Genomic DNA, 14,933 nt, shown 5'->3' with positions numbered 1-14,933 from the left:
TTCTCGATGGAGACCGTGCAGCTGCTGCAGGCCGGGCGCATCGGCCAGGCCCTCGCCCTGTCGGCGCTGCACCTGGTCGGGTCGCTGGCGCTGACTTGGGTGGGCTTGCGATGCGGGGAATGGGTGCTGGGGCGATAGCCGCTCAGGGCGCGGCCAGCCCGCTCCACCCGCCGCCCAGCGCCTGCACCAGCGCCACCGCCGCGGCCTGCCGGTCGGACTGCAGCTGCACCAGCGCGCGGCGCGCGTTCTGCGCGGTGGCCTGGGCGTTGATCACCTCGGTGAAACCCACCTGCCCGGCCTGGTAGCGGTTGAGCACCTGCTGCTCCACCAGTTCGGCGTCGCGCGCGGCTTCCTCGCGCAGCGCGACCTGCTGCGCCAGGACGCGCACGCCGGCCAGCTGGTCCTCCACGTCCTGGAAGGCAGACAGCACGGTCTGCCGGTAGCGCGCCGCCGCGGCATCGAGGCCAGCCCGCGCGCCCTCGACGCGGGCCGCAGTGGCGCCGGCGTCGAAGATGGTCTGCGCCAGCGAGGCCCCCAGCGCCCACACCAGCGAGGATGCGCTGAACAGGTCGCCGATGCTGGCGGCTCCGGCGCCCGCCGAGCCGGTCAGCCGCAGGCTGGGGTACCAGGCCGACTGCGCGATGCCGATCTGCTCGTTGGCCTGGGCCACCCGGCGTTCGGCGGCCGCGATGTCGGGACGGCGCTGCAGCAGGGTCGAGGGCAGCGCCGGCGGGACGTCCGGCACTGCAGCCCGCCACTCGGGCTCGGGCGGCAGCGAGAAGTTGGCCGGCGCCCGGCCCACCAGCACCGCGATCGCATGTTCGAGCTGGGCGCGCTGGCGCTCCAGCCCGAGCAGTTCGGCTCGCGCGTTGGCCAGCTGGGTCTGCGCCTGCAGCACGTCGGTGCGGGCGGCGATGCCCGCTTCGTAGCGGTTGCGGGTGATCTGAAGCACCCGCTCGTAGCCGGCGATGGTGCGCGAGAGCAGCGCCAGCTGCAGGTCCTGCTCGCGCAGGTTGAAGTAGTTGGCCGCCAGCTCGCCCTGGGCCGCCAGCCGCGCCGCCGCCAGGTCGGCCAGGCTGGCCTGCTCGCCGGCGCGGGCGCTGTCCACCGTGCGCTCCAGCCGCCCCCAGACGTCCGGCTCCCAGCTGGCGCCGATGTCGAACTGGTAGCTGGTGCGGTCGCCGCTGCCGACCCGGGTGATGCCGCCGGTGGTCGTGGCCGTGGTCGTGGCGACGTTGTTGCCCCCGCCGCCGGTGCCGCGGCGGCTCACGCCACCGTCCAGGCTCACCGTGGGGAACAGGGCGGCGCGCTGCTCCGCAACCAGCGCGCGCGCCTGCCGGTAGGCAGCCACCGCAGCCGCCACGTTCTGGTTGGAGACCTCGACCTGCGCCGCCAGTTCGTCCAGCCGCGGGTCCTGGAACAGCTGCCACCAGGCGCCGCGCTCCAGCGCGTCGGCCGGCGTGGCCCGCACCCACTCGCCGGGCCCCTCCTTGAAGGCGACGGGCGTCTCCACCGCCGGCGGCGCCTCGTAGCGCGGGCCGACGGCGCAGCCGGCCAGGGCCAGCGCGAGGGCCAGTGCGAGCGGGGTCTTCATGCGGGGCAAGGGATTCATGCGGGTTCCGGTTCGTGGCTACGGGCCAGCGCGCGCTCGTGGGCGCTGCGCCGGCGCAGCTTGTCCAGCAGCAGGTAGACCACCGGCGTGGTCAGCAGCGTCAGCAGCTGGCTGGCGACCAGCCCGCCGACGATGGCGATGCCCAGCGGGCGGCGCAGCTCGGCGCCCTCGCCGAAGCCGATCGCCAGCGGCAGCGCGCCCAGCGCCGCCGCCAGCGTGGTCATCAGGATGGGGCGGAAGCGCAGCAGGCTGGCTTCGCGCACCGCCTGCAGCGGCGCCAGGCCGCGCGAGCGCTCGGCGTCGATCGCGAAGTCGATGATCAGGATGGCGTTCTTCTTGACGATGCCGATCAGCAGGAACAGGCCGATCAGCGCCATCACCGACAGCTCCAGCTTGAACAGCATCAGCGCCAGCACGGCGCCGACGCCGGCCGAGGGCAGCGTCGACAGCACCGTGACCGGGTGCACCAGGCTCTCGTACAGCACGCCCAGCACGATGTAGATCACCACGATGGCGGCCAGGATCAGCAGCGGTTGCTGCTGCTGCGACTGCAGCGCCGCCTGCGCCGTGCCCTGGAAGCTGCCGCGCACGTTGATCGGCAGCGCGATCGCGGCTTCCGCCGCCTGCACCGCCGCCTGCCCGTCCGCCAGCGTGTAGCCCTCGGCCAGGTTGTACGAGATGGTGGTGGCCAGTTCCGCGTCCTGGTGCGACACCGACGCCGCCGTCGGCCGCTCCATCACCCGGGCGATCGCCGACAGCGGGACCATGGCCGTGGCGCTGGCGCTGAGCGCCTGGCCGCCCGAGGGATCGCGCAGCGCCGGGTTGGGCGTGCTTCTCGTGGCGGCCGCCGCGCTGGCGGCGGCCGACGTGGAAGCGCCGTTCGCCGCGGCGGCGTTGCGCGCCGGCACGTGGATGTCGCGCAGCGACTGCGGGCTGGTGGTGTAGCGCGGCGCCACGCCCAGCACCACGTGATACTGGTTCAGCTCGCCGTAGATGGTGGCCACCTGGCGCTGGCCGAAGGCGTTGTAGAGGGCGTTGTCGACGTCGCGCGAACTGATGCCCAGCCGCGCGGCGGCGTCCTTGTCGACCTGCACGAACAGCTCGACGCCGTTGTCCTGCTGGTCGGTGTCCACGTCCACCAGCGCCGGCTGCTGTTTCATGGCCTCGGCCAGCCGGGTGGCCCAGTGCTTGAGGTCCTCCACGTTGTCGCTCTTGAGCGTGTACTGGTAGGTGGAGCTGCTCTGCCGGCCGCCCATGCGCAGGTCCTGCACCGGGTTGAGGAACAGGCTGACGCCCGACACCTGCTGCAGCTGCGGCCGCAACCGCGCGATCACCGCCTGGGCGCGCTCGCCGGGCGCGCGCTCGGCGGCCGGCTTGAGGCCGACCTGCAGGAAGCCGCCGCCGGCACGGCTGCCGCCGGTGAAGCCGACCACCGTGTCCACCGCGGGGTCGCTGCGGATGATGTCCACCAGCTGGCGCAGCTTGTCCTGCATGGCCTGGAACGAGATGCTCTGGTCGGCCCGCAGCCCGCCGCTGATCTGGCCGGTGTCCTGCTGCGGGAAGAAGCCCTTGGGCACCTTCACGAACAGGTAGGCATTCAGAGCCACCACCGCCACCAGGATGGCGAGCACCAGCGCGCGGGCGTGCAGGGCCCAGTCCAGGGCCACCGCATAGGCGCGGTGCAGGGCCTCGAAGCTGCGCTGCGACCAGCGCGACAGGCGACCCGGCGGGCGCGACGGCTGGCCCGGGCGCAGCAGCCAGGCGCACATCATGGGCGTGGTGGTCAGCGAGATCACGAGCGAGATCAGCACCGCGGCCGACAGCGTCACCGCGAATTCGCGGAACAGGCGCCCGATCTGGCCGCCCATGAACAGCAGCGGGATGAACACCGCCACCAGCGACAGGCTGATCGACAGCACGGTGAAGCCGACCTCGCGCGCGCCCAGCAGCGCCGCCTGGAAGCGGTTCATGCCCTGCTCCAGGTGGCGGGAGATGTTCTCCAGCACCACGATGGCGTCGTCCACCACGAAGCCGGTGGCCACGGTGAGCGCCATCAGGCTAAGGTTGTTGAGCGAGAAGCCCAGCGCCAGCATCACGCCGAAGGTGCCCAGCAGCGAGACGATGGTCGCCACGGCAGGAATGAACGTGGCCCGCGCGCTGCGCAGGAAGGCGCTGACCACCACCACCACCAGCACGATGGCGATCGCCAGCGTCAGCTCCACCTCGTGCAGCGAGGCCCGGATCGAATGGGTGCGGTCGGACGCCACCGCGAGCCGGATGTCGGGCGGCAGTTCGGCCTGCAGGTCCGGCAGGAGCGCCCGCACGTTGTCGACCGTCTCGATCACGTTGGCGCCGGCCTGCAGCGTGACCAGCACGATCACCGCCGGCTCGCCGTTGAACAGGCCCAGCGTGTTCACGTTCTCCACGCTGTCGGTCACGTCGGCCACGTCGCCCAGGCGCACCGCCGCGCCGTTGCGCCAGGCCACCACCAGGCCGCGGTAGTCGGCCGCGGACAGCTTGTTGCCGCCCATGGCGATCAGCCCGCCGGGGCCCCCGGTGTTGCTGCTGGTGCTGGTGTAGATCGGCAGCCGGCGCCCGCCGGCGTCCTGCACCTCGCCCTTGGGGCGGGTGGCGCTGCCGGCCTGCAGCGCGGCCCGGATGTCCTCGGTGGCAATGCCGTAATGGTTGAGCGCGAACGGCCGCAACTCCACCCGCACCGCCGGCTGCGAGCCGCCACCCAGCTCCACGTCGCCGACGCCGCGCACCTGTGCGATCTTCTGCTGCACGATGTTGGAGACCGCGTCGTAGATCTGGCCCGGCGAGCGGCGCGGCGACGTCAGCGCCAGGATCAGCACCGGCGCCGCCGCCGGGTTGGCCTTGCGGTAGGTCGGGTTGCTGCGCAGGTTGGCCGGCAGGTCGGCGCGGGCGGCGTTGATGGCGGCCTGCACCTCGCGCGCCGCGGCGTCGATGTTGCGGTTCAGGTCGAACTGCAGCGTCACGCGGCTGGAGCCGGTGCCGCTGCGCGAGGTCATCTCGTTGACGCCGGCGATCACGCCCAGCCGCCGTTCCAGCGGCTGCGCCACGCTGGTGGCCATGGTTTCCGGGCTGGCGCCGGGCAGGCTGGCGCTGACCGAGATCACCGGGAAGTCCACCTGCGGCAGCGAAGCGACCGGCAGGTTGAAGTAGGCCGCGATGCCGGCCAGCGCGATGCCTATCGTCAGCAGCACCGTGCCGACCGGGCGGCGGATGAAGGGGGCCGAGAGATTCACGGCAGGACGGCGCCCCCCTCCTCGTCACCTCCGCGCGCGCTTCGATGCCGGCCTCCGCGCCAGCGCTCCCCGAACCGCTCGAACCACAGGTAGATCACCGGCGTCGTGAACAGCGTGAGCAGCTGGCTGAGGACCAGCCCGCCGAAGATCGCCAGGCCGAGCGGGCGACGCAGCTCGGCGCCCTCGCCCCAGCCCAGCATCAGCGGCACCGCCGCACCGAGGGCCGCCAGCGTCGTCATCAGGATGGGACGGAAGCGCAGCAGCGCGGCCTGGTGGATCGCCTCCTGCGGCGGCTTGCCCTCGACGCGTTGGGCGTCGAGCGCGAAGTCGATCATCATGATCGCGTTCTTCTTGACGATCCCGATCAGCAGGATGATCCCGATGATGCCGACCACCCCGAGCGACTGGCCGGTCAGCATCAGCGCCAGCAGCGCGCCCACGCCGGCCGACGGCAGCGTGGACAGGATGGTCAGCGGGTGCACGTAGCTCTCGTACAGCACGCCCAGCACGATGTAGACGCACACCACCGCCGCCAGGATCAGCCACAGCTGGTTGCTCAGCGAAGCCTGGTAGGCGCCGGCGGAACCGAGGAAGGTCATGGCCACCGAGGTCGGCAGCCCGGCGTCCTTCGCCGCCTGCCGCACGGCATCGACCGCCTGCCCCAGCGACACGCCGGGCGCCGTGTCGAAACCGACCGTCGCCGCCGGGTACTGCGCCACGTGCGTGATCTGCAGCGGCGCGCGCTTCTCGCTGATGCGCGCGACCGCCGATAGCGGCGTCGGCTCGCCCGACGAGGTGCGCAACTGGATGCCGGCCAGCGCCTGCGGCGTGGGCGCCGCCTCGGGCCGCGCCTCCAGGATCACCCGGTACTGGTTGGTCTGGGTGAAGATGGTGGAGACGATGCGCTGGCCGAAGGCGCTGTACAGGGCCTCGTCGATGGTGGCCGCCGTGATGTTCAGGCGGGCGGCCGTATCCCGGTCGATGTCCACGTAGATCGCAGCGCCGCTGGCGCCGGCGTCGGTCACCGGGTTGCGCACCTGCGGCACCGACTGCAGCTGCTGCACCATGCGGGCGGCCCACTCGTTGACCTTGGCCGTGTCCGATCCTTCCAGCGAGAAGCGGTAGGCGGTGGGCCCGCCCTCGGCGTCTATGGTCAGGTCCTGCACCGGCTGCAGGTAGAGCGCCACGCCGGGCACCTGGTGCGCGCGCTGGCGCAGCCGCTCCATCAGCGCCTGCTGGTCGCCGCGGCTGCCGGCCAGGTTGATCAGCAGCCGGCCGGTGTGCAGCATGGTGTTGTTGGCGGCATCCACGCCGACGAAGCTGGCGATGCTGGCGACCTCGGGCTCCTCCATCAGCGCGCGCGCCACCTCCTGCTGCAACTGCGCCATCCTGGGGAACGCGATCGACTCCTGCGCCTCCACGCGCGCCTGCAGCTGGCCGGTGTTCTGGGTCGGGAACAGCCCCTTGGGGATGGCGATGTACAGCAGCACCGTCAGCACCAGGGTGCCCAGCGCCACCAGCAGCGTCAGGGTCTGGTGGCGCAGCACCACCACCAGCGCGCGGTCGTAGTGGTGGATCACCCGCTCGAACCGGCGCTGCAGCCGCGCGCCCAGGCCGCTGCCGGCCGCCTCGCCGCCGGGATGCAGCTTCAGCCAGCGCGCCGACATCATGGGGACCAGAGTCAGCGACACCACGGCCGAGATCAGGATGGTGATGGCCAGCGTGATCGCGAACTCGCGGAACAGGCGGCCCACCACGTCGCCCATGAACAGCAGCGGGATCAGCACCGCGATCAGCGACACCGTCAGCGAGATGATGGTGAAGCCGATCTCGCTGGCGCCCTCCATCGCGGCCTCCAGCGGGCGCTTGCCCATCTCCACGTGCCGCTGCACGTTCTCGATCATGACGATGGCGTCGTCGACCACGAAGCCGCTGGCGATGGTCAGCGACATCAGCGACAGGTTGTTCAGGCTGTACCCCATCAGGTACATCACGCCGCAGGCGCCCACCAGCGAGATCGGCACCGCCAGGCTGGCGATCAGGGTGGCGCGCGGGCTGTGCAGGAAGGCGAAGATCACCAGCACCACCAGCAGCACCGCCAGCACCAGCTCGATCTGCACGTGCTGCACCGAGGCGCGGATGCCGGTGGTGCGGTCCGACAGCACGTCCACCTCCAGCGCCGCCGGCAGCCCGGCCATCAGCTCCGGCAGGCGGGCCTTGATCGCGTCCACCGTGGCGATGACGTTGGCGCCGGGCTGGCGCTGCACGTTCAGGATGATGGCCGGCTCCACCTGCCCGCCCTGCGCCGACCAGGCGCCCAGCTTGACGTTCTCGGCACTCTCGACCACCTGCGCCACCTGGCGCAGCCGCACCGGCGCGCCGTTGCGGTAGCTGACGACCAGGTTGGCGTAGTCGTCGACCGTGAGCAGCTGGTCGTTGGAGTTGATGGTCCAGGAGCGGGTCGGGCCGTCGATGCTGCCCTTGGCGCCGTTCGCGTTGGCCGCGTTGATCGCGCTGCGGACGTTGTCCAGGGTCAGGCCATAGGACGCCAGCTCGCGCGTGTTGACCTGCACCCGCACGGCCGGGCGCTGGCCGCCGGCCAGCGTCACCAGCCCGACGCCGGACACCTGGCTGATCTTCAGTGCCAGCCGCGTGTTGACCAGGTTCTGCACCTCCGGCAGCGGCAACTGCTTGGAGGTGATGGCCAGGGTGAGCACCGGCGCGTCGGCCGGGTTGACCTTGGCGTAGACCGGCGGCGCCGGCAGGTCAGCCGGCAGTAGCGTGGCGCCGGCGTTGATGGCGGCCTGCACCTGCTGCTCGGCGACGTCCAGCGCCAGGCCCAGGCTGAACTGCAGCGTGACGATGGAGACGCCTGCGGCGCTGGTGGAACTCATGCGCGCCAGGCCGGCCATCTGGCCGAACTGCCGCTCCAGCGGTGCGGTCACGGTCTGCGCCATCACTTCCGGGCTGGCGCCCGGGTACAGCGTCTGCACCTGGATGGTCGGATAGTCGACCTGCGGCAGCGCCGACAGCGGCATCAGCCGCAGCCCGACCAGGCCGGCCAGCACGATCGCCAGCATCAGCAGCGAGGTCGCGACCGGGCGCAGGATGAAGGGACGGGACGGGCTCATGTCGAACCCCGGCGGGGGATTGCGGTCACTGCCCGGCCCCGGCAGCCTGCTGGCGCCGCTGTTGCGGACCCGATGCGGCCCGGCGTGGACGCGCAGCCGCCGCCGAGGGCGTGCCATTGCCCGGCGCGCCGGCCGCGGCCGCGGGCCCTTCCCCGGGCAGCGCCACCCGCGAGCCGTCGCGCAGCCGGTCGGCGCCCTCGGTCACCACGCGCTCGCCGGCCTGCAGCCCGCTGGTGATCTGCACCCGCTCGGCCGTCGCCTCGCCGCGCCGCACGCTGCGCAGCTGCACGGTCTTGTCGTCGTTCAGCACGAACACGTAGTCGCCGTCGGCCCCGGTGCGCACGGCCGCCAGCGGCACGGTCACCGCGCCCGCCAGCGTGCGCAGCTGCAGCTGCACGTTGACGAACTGGTTGGGGAACAGCTCCTGCCTGGCGTTGTCGAAGCGCGCCTTGGCACGCACCGTGCCGGTCTGCACGTCGACCTGGTTGTCCAGGGACTGGAAGCGGCCGGCCTCCAGCACCCGGCTGCGGGTGCTGTCCAGCGCCTTCACCGCCAGCGCCGGCGCGTCGCGCACCGCCTGCTGCAGGGGATCGACCCGGTCCTGCGGGATCGCGAACTCCACGTCGATCGGCGACAGCTGCGTCACCACCGCGATCCCGTTGGTGTCGCTGGGGCCCACCACGTTGCCCACGTCCACGGTGCGCAGGCCCACCCGGCCGGCGATCGGCGATTCGATGCGCGTGTAGCCCAGGTTCAGCCGGGCCGCGCCTTCGTTGGCCTTGGAGACCACCACGGCGGCCTCCAGCTGCTTGACCAGCGCGGCCTGGGTGTCGACCTCCTGCCGCGCGATCGAGTCCTGCTCCAGCAGGGTGCGGAAGCGCTGCAGGGTGACGCGGGCGGCGTCCAGCTGTGCCTCGTCGCGCATGCGCTGGCCGGTGGCCTGCTGCAGCGCCATCTCGAACTGGCGCGGGTCGATGGTGGCGAGCAGCTCGCCCTGGCGCACGAACTGGCCTTCCTTGTAATGCACCTGCCGCAGCACGCCCGACACCTGCGGGCGCACGCGCACCGTCGCCAACGGCACGACGGTGCCCAGCGCGTCCAGGGTGACCGGGATGTCGGTGCGCTCGGCCACGGCGACGCCGACCGTGGTCGGCGGTCCGCCGCGCCCGCCGGGCCCCGAGCGGCCGCCAGTCGGGGCGGCCGGCTGCTGGGTCAGGCTCCAGGCCAGCCAGCCCAGGCCGCCCACGAGCAGCAGTGCGACCAGGCTGCCCAGCAGCTTGCCGCGCCGGCCGGGGCGGCGCGGCGATTCGTCGTTGGAGGATTCGGGTTCGCGGGGGGATTCGGCTTGCATGCTGGTTGGCAATGTAGGCCCTTTGCCGGCCATGCCGGGCGCCGCAGGGTGCGCACGGTCGAAGCAGCATGCCTCAGGCAGGTGTAGCCCGCTTGGCGCCCATGTTTCGGAATTGCAAAGCGACCGGGGTCATCCCCGCGTAGGCGGGCATCCGGAAGCGCGAATCGCGCCAGCGCTCAAGGCAGCGGCAGCACCCGCCCTTCGCTGGCCGGTGGCGGCGGCAGGCGCAGCAGCTGCGCCAGCGTGGGTGCGAGGTCCACCACCTCCACGCGCGTGTCGACACGCCCGGGCTTCACCCACGGCGGCCCCCAGAGCAGCAGGGGCACGTGCGTGTCGTCGGCATGGGGCGATCCGTGGGTGGCCCCTGCGGCCGAGCCCATCCACCCCGGCCGCAGCACGTAGGCCACGTCGCCCGACGCCTGCGGGTGCCAGGCCTTGAGGACCTGGTCGAAGAAGGGCGCGCCGATGCGGCTGCGGTCCTGCAGTTCCCGGCGCGTGTAGGCAGCGGCCAGGCCCGGCTCGCGCAGCAGCGCGGCGCGCGCGGCCTCGGCGACCCGGTCCAGCTCGAGGCGGTGCAGGGTGAGCAGGCGGCGATCCACCACCAGCGACGCCGCCGGGCTCAGGTGCACCAGCGGCCCCGCGGCGAAGGCCTGCTGCAGTTGCGCGTTCACCCGGGCCAGCACGCCGCGCCAGTCGACGCGGCCGCCCTCCTGCCCGCGCGCGCGGCTGACCTCCGGCGCGGGCGTGAAGCCATGGTCGGCCGTGAGCGCGGCGACATAGCGGCCCGGTCCCACCGTCGCATCCAGCTCCCGGAAGAACGCCTGCAGCAGCCGGTCGACCTGCAGCACGTGGTCGTGCGAAAGGCGCGACTCGGCGCTGAAGGCGTGGTTGACGTAGTCGTGGCCCGACAGGCTCACCACCAGGATGTCGGGCACCCCGTCCTGGCCCAGCTGCTCGGCGTGGACGGCGGCGACCGCGAATTCCAGCGACAGCTGGTCGGCGAAGGGACTGCGCAGCAGGCTGGCGTAGTAGGCCGGCCCCGGCGCGGCCTGGTCGGCTCCCGCCATGGCCATGGGCAGCCGACCGCTCCGGGGGCGGAACCAGGGCTGCTCGTCCGGCAGCGAACGCGCATAGGCCGCCTCCGGCAGCAGCGGCCTCCACTCGGACCGGAACCAGCGGTCGGCCGGCCGCGCGTCGTTGAAGGCCTCGACCCAGGCCGGATGCTGCGGCATGTAGTAGGTGCTGGAAGCGAACCGGCCGGTGGTCGCCATGTACATGTAGGCGGTGCCCAGCCGGCCCGCCGGGAGAATCGCGCCCCGGTCCTTGCCGGAGATGGCGATCACCCTGGCGCGCAGGTCGGTGCTGCGCAGCACGTCGCCCAGCGTGTCGACCTTCAGGTTGCGCGGGCTGGTGCCGTCCAACGGGCCCGTCGCATGGCCGATGTAGTGCTGCGACACATCGCCGGTGTTGTAGACCAGCTCGCCGGTCTGCGGATCGCGCCACTGGTTGCCGACGATGCCGGTGCGGTGCGGGTAGGCACCGGTGAGCAGCGTCGCATGGCCGGCGGCGGTGACCGTGAACGCGTGTCCGTAGTGCGCTTGCGCAAACCAGGCGCCGCGGTCCAGGAAGCGGGCCAGCCCGTCGGGTGCGAGCTGGTCGCGGTAGGCGGTGACCTGGCGCTGCGGCAATCCATCGACCACCAGCAGCACGACCAGCGCCGGCCGCTCGGCCGGCGGAGCGACGGCGGCGCAGGCCGCCAACAGCAGCGCCAGCGCGGCGGCGGCAACGGCGGCCGCCGCGCGGCTGATCACTGGGTGATGACCGCCAGCACGCTGCAGGGCGAGTGTTCGATCAGGGCGCCGGAAATGGAGCCGCGCCACCAGCGCGCGGCCCAGCTGTCCAGGTGCTTGTGGCCGACCACGATCAGGTCGGCCTCGACCTTGCGAGCGTACTTGGTGATCTCCTCGATTGCCTCGCCGGTGACGACCTCGCCGCGAGCGGAGTGGCCGGACTGCTCGAGCCGGCGCAGGCCGTCCTGCAGGATGGCCTGGTACTTGGCGCGCTCGCGCTCCTCCAGTTCCACGTCATAGACGCCTCCCTCCAGGCCGACGAAACTCATGGCGGAGGGCATCACGGCCACCAGGAACAGCTCGGCGCCGGACCACTGCGCGACTTCGCGGCAATCGAGCAGCGCCTTCTGGCCGGCATCGCTGCCGTCATAGGCCAACAGGATTCGCTTGTACATGCGTGCTCCCGGAGTTGAGGATGTATCCGACCTTAACGCCGGGCCAGCCGGCTCCACAGGGGCATTAACCCCGATGCTGCGGGGCCCGTTCAGGCCACCAGTCCGTCGAGGAAACCCGGCTCGAAGCGGGCGGCGATGAAGTCGGCCAGGCCGTCGAAAACGGCCTCCAGGTCCCTGCCCGGCGAACCGAACAGTGCGCGCAGCACGCCGGGGTCCTCGAACAGCCCGTGCAGGTACAGGCCGAGCACGTTGCCCTCGGCGTTCTGCCATGCCAGGCCATCGCCCATCGCCGGATGGCCGGGCGCCATGCCGGCGTGCTGCGCGGTCCGTCCATGGCGGATCTCGTAGCCCTCCACCGCCAGGCCCGAGAGGGCCGTCCACGGCCCGCGCAACCCGGCAAAGCGGGACCGCGTGCGGCGCACCGTCTTGTCGGGTGCAAATGCCGTCACCAGCGGCAGCAGCCCCAGGCCCGGTCCGTTGCCGTCGATGCCGTGCGGATCGACCAGCGCCTCGCCCAGCATCTGCAGCCCGCCGCAGACGCCCAGCACCGCGCCCCCGCGCTGCGCATGGCCGGTGATGGCCGGCGCCAGCCGCTGCGCGCGCAGCCACGCCAGGTCGCTGCTGGTGTGCTTGGAGCCGGGCAGCACGATCCAGTCCGCGCCGGCCAGGTCCTCCGGCTGGCGGGCCCAGCGGACCCGCAGGCCCGGCACGGCGAACAGCGGCTGGAACTCGTCGTGGTTGCTGATGCGCGGGTAGGCGACGATGGCGATGGTGGTCACCGTCTCGCCCGGGTTCCCGCCGGCGGGCCCGGGAACTGCCGCCACCAGGCCGTCCTCTTCCGGCAGCCCGTGCTCCCACCACATCGGCAGGGTCGCCACCGTCGGCACGCCGGTCAGCGCCTGCAGTTGCTGGGGCCCCGGCGCGAGCAGGGTCGGGTCGCCGCGGAACTTGTTGAGCACGAAGCCGCGCAGCAGGCGCCGCTCGGCTTCCTCCAGCAGCGCCCAGGTGCCGTACAGGTGGGCGAAGGCGCCGCCGCGGTCGATGTCGGTGACCAGCAGGCAGCGCGCATCGGCATGCAGGGCGGTGCGCAGGTTCACGATGTCGTCGGCCTTGAGGTTGATCTCGGCCGGCGAGCCCGCGCCCTCGATCACCACCACGTCGTTCTCGGCGCGCAGTTCGTCCAGCGCCGCCGCGACCTGCGGCCAGACACTGGCGCTGCGCCCGCGCCAGGGTGCGCGCGACAGGCCCTCGTCGACCCGGCCGAGCAGCACCACCTGGCTGCGCAGGTCGCCCTCGGGCTTGAGCAGCAGCGGGTTCATGCGCACCTCGGGCTCGGCCCGCGCGGCCAGTGCCTGGAAGTACTGCGCGCTGCCGATCTCGCCGCCGGCCACCACCCGCGCGTTGTTGCTCATGTTCTGCGCCTTGAACGGCGCCACCTTCAGCCCCTGGCGGGCGTACCAGCGGCACAGCGCGGTGGCCAGCCAGCTCTTGCCGGCGCCGCTGCTGGTGCCCAGCACCATGACGCACTTGGCGCGGCGCGTCGTCATGCGTCGGGCAGCGCGACCCAGTGGCGGTCGAGCGCGTGCACGCGGATGCGGCCGGCGAACACGCGCTGCACCGCCTCGTGGGTGGCGGCATCGCCGGTGGCACCATGGTGCAGCACGCGGCCACCGTCCACCACCAGCAGGTCGTCGGCGCGCAGCGCCAATGTGAGCTCGTGCAGCACGGTGATGGCGGTGCCGCCGGCCGCCACGTGGCGGCGCACCAGGGCCAGCACGTCGGCCTGGTGGGGCGGATCGAGATTGGCCAGCGGTTCGTCCATCAGCAGCACCGGCGCACCCACCGCCAAGGCGCGCGCCAGCAGCACGCGCTGGCGCTCGCCGCCCGACAACTGCCCGAGCGGCCGAGCACGCCAGTCCCAGCACTGGGTGCGGCGCATCGCCTCCTCCACGCTGGCATGGTCGGCCGCCGTCGGCGCCGACAGCCAGGGGCGATGCGGCATGCGGCCCAGCATGGCCACGTCCCAGGCCCGCAGGTCCTCCGCACCGGCTTCCTGGCCCTGCCCCAGCCAGGCCAGCGCACGGGCCCGCTCGCGGCTGCCCCATTCGCGGGCCGGCCGTCCCAGCAGCTCGATGCGGCCCTGGGCCGGCAGCAGATGCGCGAGGGCCTTGAGCAGCGTGGTCTTGCCGGCGCCATTGGGCCCGACCACCGCGGTCCAGCGACCTTGCGGCAGGCTCAGGTCGATCCCCTGCAGGACTTCGCGCCCAGCCAGTGCCACGCGCAGGGCGCTTGCGGAGAACGCCGGCGTCATCGCTCTCATGCCGCCCTCCGGTGCATCAACCACAGCAGGTAGGCGCCACCCAGCAAGGCGGTGAGCACGCCGACCGGCAGCTCGCGCGGCGCCAACATCCAGCGCGAGAGCACGTCGGCGGCCAGCAGCAGCAGGCCGCCGGCCAGCGTGGACAGCAGCAGCAACGCGCGGTGCGTGGGCCGCACCGCCGATCGCACGATGTGCGGCGCCACCAGGCCCGCGAACGCGATCAGGCCGACCTGTGCCACCGCCGCACCCGTCGCCAGCGCGATGGCGCCCACCAGGCCCAGGCGCACGGATGCCAGCGGCAGGCCCAGGCTGGCCGCCGCCGATTCGCCCAGCGCCAGCGCATCGAGCGCGGGACTGAGTGCCACGGCGGCCACCAGCACCAGCACCAGCATGGCCGCGAGCAGCAGCGCCCCGGTCCAGCCGAGCAGCCCGGTGGTGCCCAGCAGGAAGGCCTGCATGGCCCGCAGCACCTCCGGCTCCCACAGCATCACCAGCGCGGCGAGCGCGCCGAACACCACGCCGACGATCACGCCGGCCAGCAGCAGCCGCAGCGTGTGCTGCACGCCGCGCGCCAGCACCAGCGTCAGCAGCACCGCGGCCATGGCGCCGAGGAAGCCGGCGCCGGTCAAGCCCAGTTGCGCGAACGCGCCGGTCGCCGTGCCGGGTGCAGCACCCAGCGCCACCAGCAGCAGCGCGACGCCGAAGGCGGCGCCGGTCGAACTGCCCATGAGGTAGGGGTCGGCCAGCGGATTGCGGAACAGACCCTGCGCCAGCGCGCCGGCCAGGCCGAGCAAGGCACCGGCCAGCCAGGCGCCGAGGCTGCGCGGCACGCGGATGTCCCAGACGATGGCGCGGGCCGCCTCGCTGCCGTCCCACAGCGGCTCCCAGCCGAGCGAGCCCACGGCCGCACCGAGCACCAGCAGCAGCGCGCTCGCGCCAGCGGCGAGGATGGCGAACCAGCGCACGCGGCGGGCCTGCGCCTCCAGCAGCGGGTCGGCGCGGCCA

The 14,933-nt window shown here is 72.8% G+C and carries 9 protein-coding genes; all 9 read right to left on the bottom strand.

Going from position 1 to position 14,933, the window contains the following annotated elements; all coding sequences use genetic code 11:
* Positions 1-142: 142 nt before the first annotated feature.
* Complete coding sequence (locus tag VEC03_RS08705; RefSeq protein ID WP_324914408.1) at positions 143-1,612, bottom strand: efflux transporter outer membrane subunit; 1,470 nt, start codon at positions 1,610-1,612, stop codon at positions 143-145.
* Entirely contained in the window at positions 1,609-4,881 is a 3,273-nt protein-coding gene (locus VEC03_RS08700; protein WP_324914407.1) for an efflux RND transporter permease subunit, read from the bottom strand. The genes VEC03_RS08705 and VEC03_RS08700 overlap by 4 nt, the downstream gene beginning before the upstream one ends.
* Complete coding sequence (locus VEC03_RS08695) at positions 4,878-8,012, bottom strand: efflux RND transporter permease subunit (RefSeq protein WP_324914406.1); 3,135 nt, start codon at positions 8,010-8,012, stop codon at positions 4,878-4,880. Before VEC03_RS08695 ends, VEC03_RS08700 begins: the two co-directional genes overlap by 4 nt.
* Before the next feature lie 25 nt (positions 8,013-8,037).
* Positions 8,038-9,363 carry an efflux RND transporter periplasmic adaptor subunit gene (locus VEC03_RS08690; protein WP_324914404.1) on the bottom strand — a complete coding sequence of 442 codons (1,326 nt, stop codon included), beginning with the start codon at positions 9,361-9,363 and terminating at the stop codon, positions 8,038-8,040.
* A gap of 176 nt (positions 9,364-9,539) precedes the next feature.
* A complete protein-coding gene (locus VEC03_RS08685) occupies positions 9,540-11,174 on the bottom strand; it encodes an alkaline phosphatase family protein (protein WP_324914403.1) in 1,635 nt (544 codons plus the stop codon).
* Positions 11,171-11,608 carry a universal stress protein gene (locus VEC03_RS08680; RefSeq protein ID WP_324914402.1) on the bottom strand — a complete coding sequence of 146 codons (438 nt, stop codon included), beginning with the start codon at positions 11,606-11,608 and terminating at the stop codon, positions 11,171-11,173. The genes VEC03_RS08685 and VEC03_RS08680 overlap by 4 nt, the downstream gene beginning before the upstream one ends.
* Positions 11,609-11,697: 89 nt before the next feature.
* Positions 11,698-13,155: a cobyric acid synthase gene (locus tag VEC03_RS08675; RefSeq protein ID WP_324914400.1), complete on the bottom strand. Its 1,458-nt coding sequence runs from the start codon at positions 13,153-13,155 to the stop codon at positions 11,698-11,700.
* Entirely contained in the window at positions 13,152-13,928 is a 777-nt protein-coding gene (locus VEC03_RS08670) for an ABC transporter ATP-binding protein (protein WP_324914399.1), read from the bottom strand. The genes VEC03_RS08675 and VEC03_RS08670 overlap by 4 nt, the downstream gene beginning before the upstream one ends.
* On the bottom strand, positions 13,925-14,917 hold the full coding sequence (locus VEC03_RS08665) for a FecCD family ABC transporter permease (RefSeq protein ID WP_414708472.1): 993 nt from the start codon (positions 14,915-14,917) through the stop codon (positions 13,925-13,927). The genes VEC03_RS08670 and VEC03_RS08665 overlap by 4 nt, the downstream gene beginning before the upstream one ends.
* Positions 14,918-14,933 lie beyond the last annotated feature (16 nt).

The organism is Ramlibacter sp. (genome assembly GCF_035627355.1).
In the GTDB taxonomy this organism is placed as follows: Bacteria; Pseudomonadota; Gammaproteobacteria; order Burkholderiales; family Burkholderiaceae_C; genus Ramlibacter.
The sequence above is the reverse complement of the archived record's forward strand: the minus strand, read 5'-3'. Positions and strand labels throughout refer to the sequence as shown.

What these genes read in the sequence shown, in the direction of transcription:
- VEC03_RS08705 (WP_324914408.1), bottom strand. Translation starts at nt 1,612, where the DNA reads ATGAATCCCTTGCCCCGCATGAAGACCCCGCTCGCACTGGCCCTCGCG.
- VEC03_RS08695 (WP_324914406.1), bottom strand. Translation starts at nt 8,012, where the DNA reads ATGAGCCCGTCCCGTCCCTTCATCCTGCGCCCGGTCGCGACCTCGCTG.
- VEC03_RS08690 (WP_324914404.1), bottom strand. Translation starts at nt 9,363, where the DNA reads ATGCAAGCCGAATCCCCCCGCGAACCCGAATCCTCCAACGACGAATCG.
- VEC03_RS08680 (WP_324914402.1), bottom strand. Translation starts at nt 11,608, where the DNA reads ATGTACAAGCGAATCCTGTTGGCCTATGACGGCAGCGATGCCGGCCAG.
- VEC03_RS08675 (WP_324914400.1), bottom strand. Translation starts at nt 13,155, where the DNA reads ATGACGACGCGCCGCGCCAAGTGCGTCATGGTGCTGGGCACCAGCAGC.
- VEC03_RS08670 (WP_324914399.1), bottom strand. Translation starts at nt 13,928, where the DNA reads ATGAGAGCGATGACGCCGGCGTTCTCCGCAAGCGCCCTGCGCGTGGCA.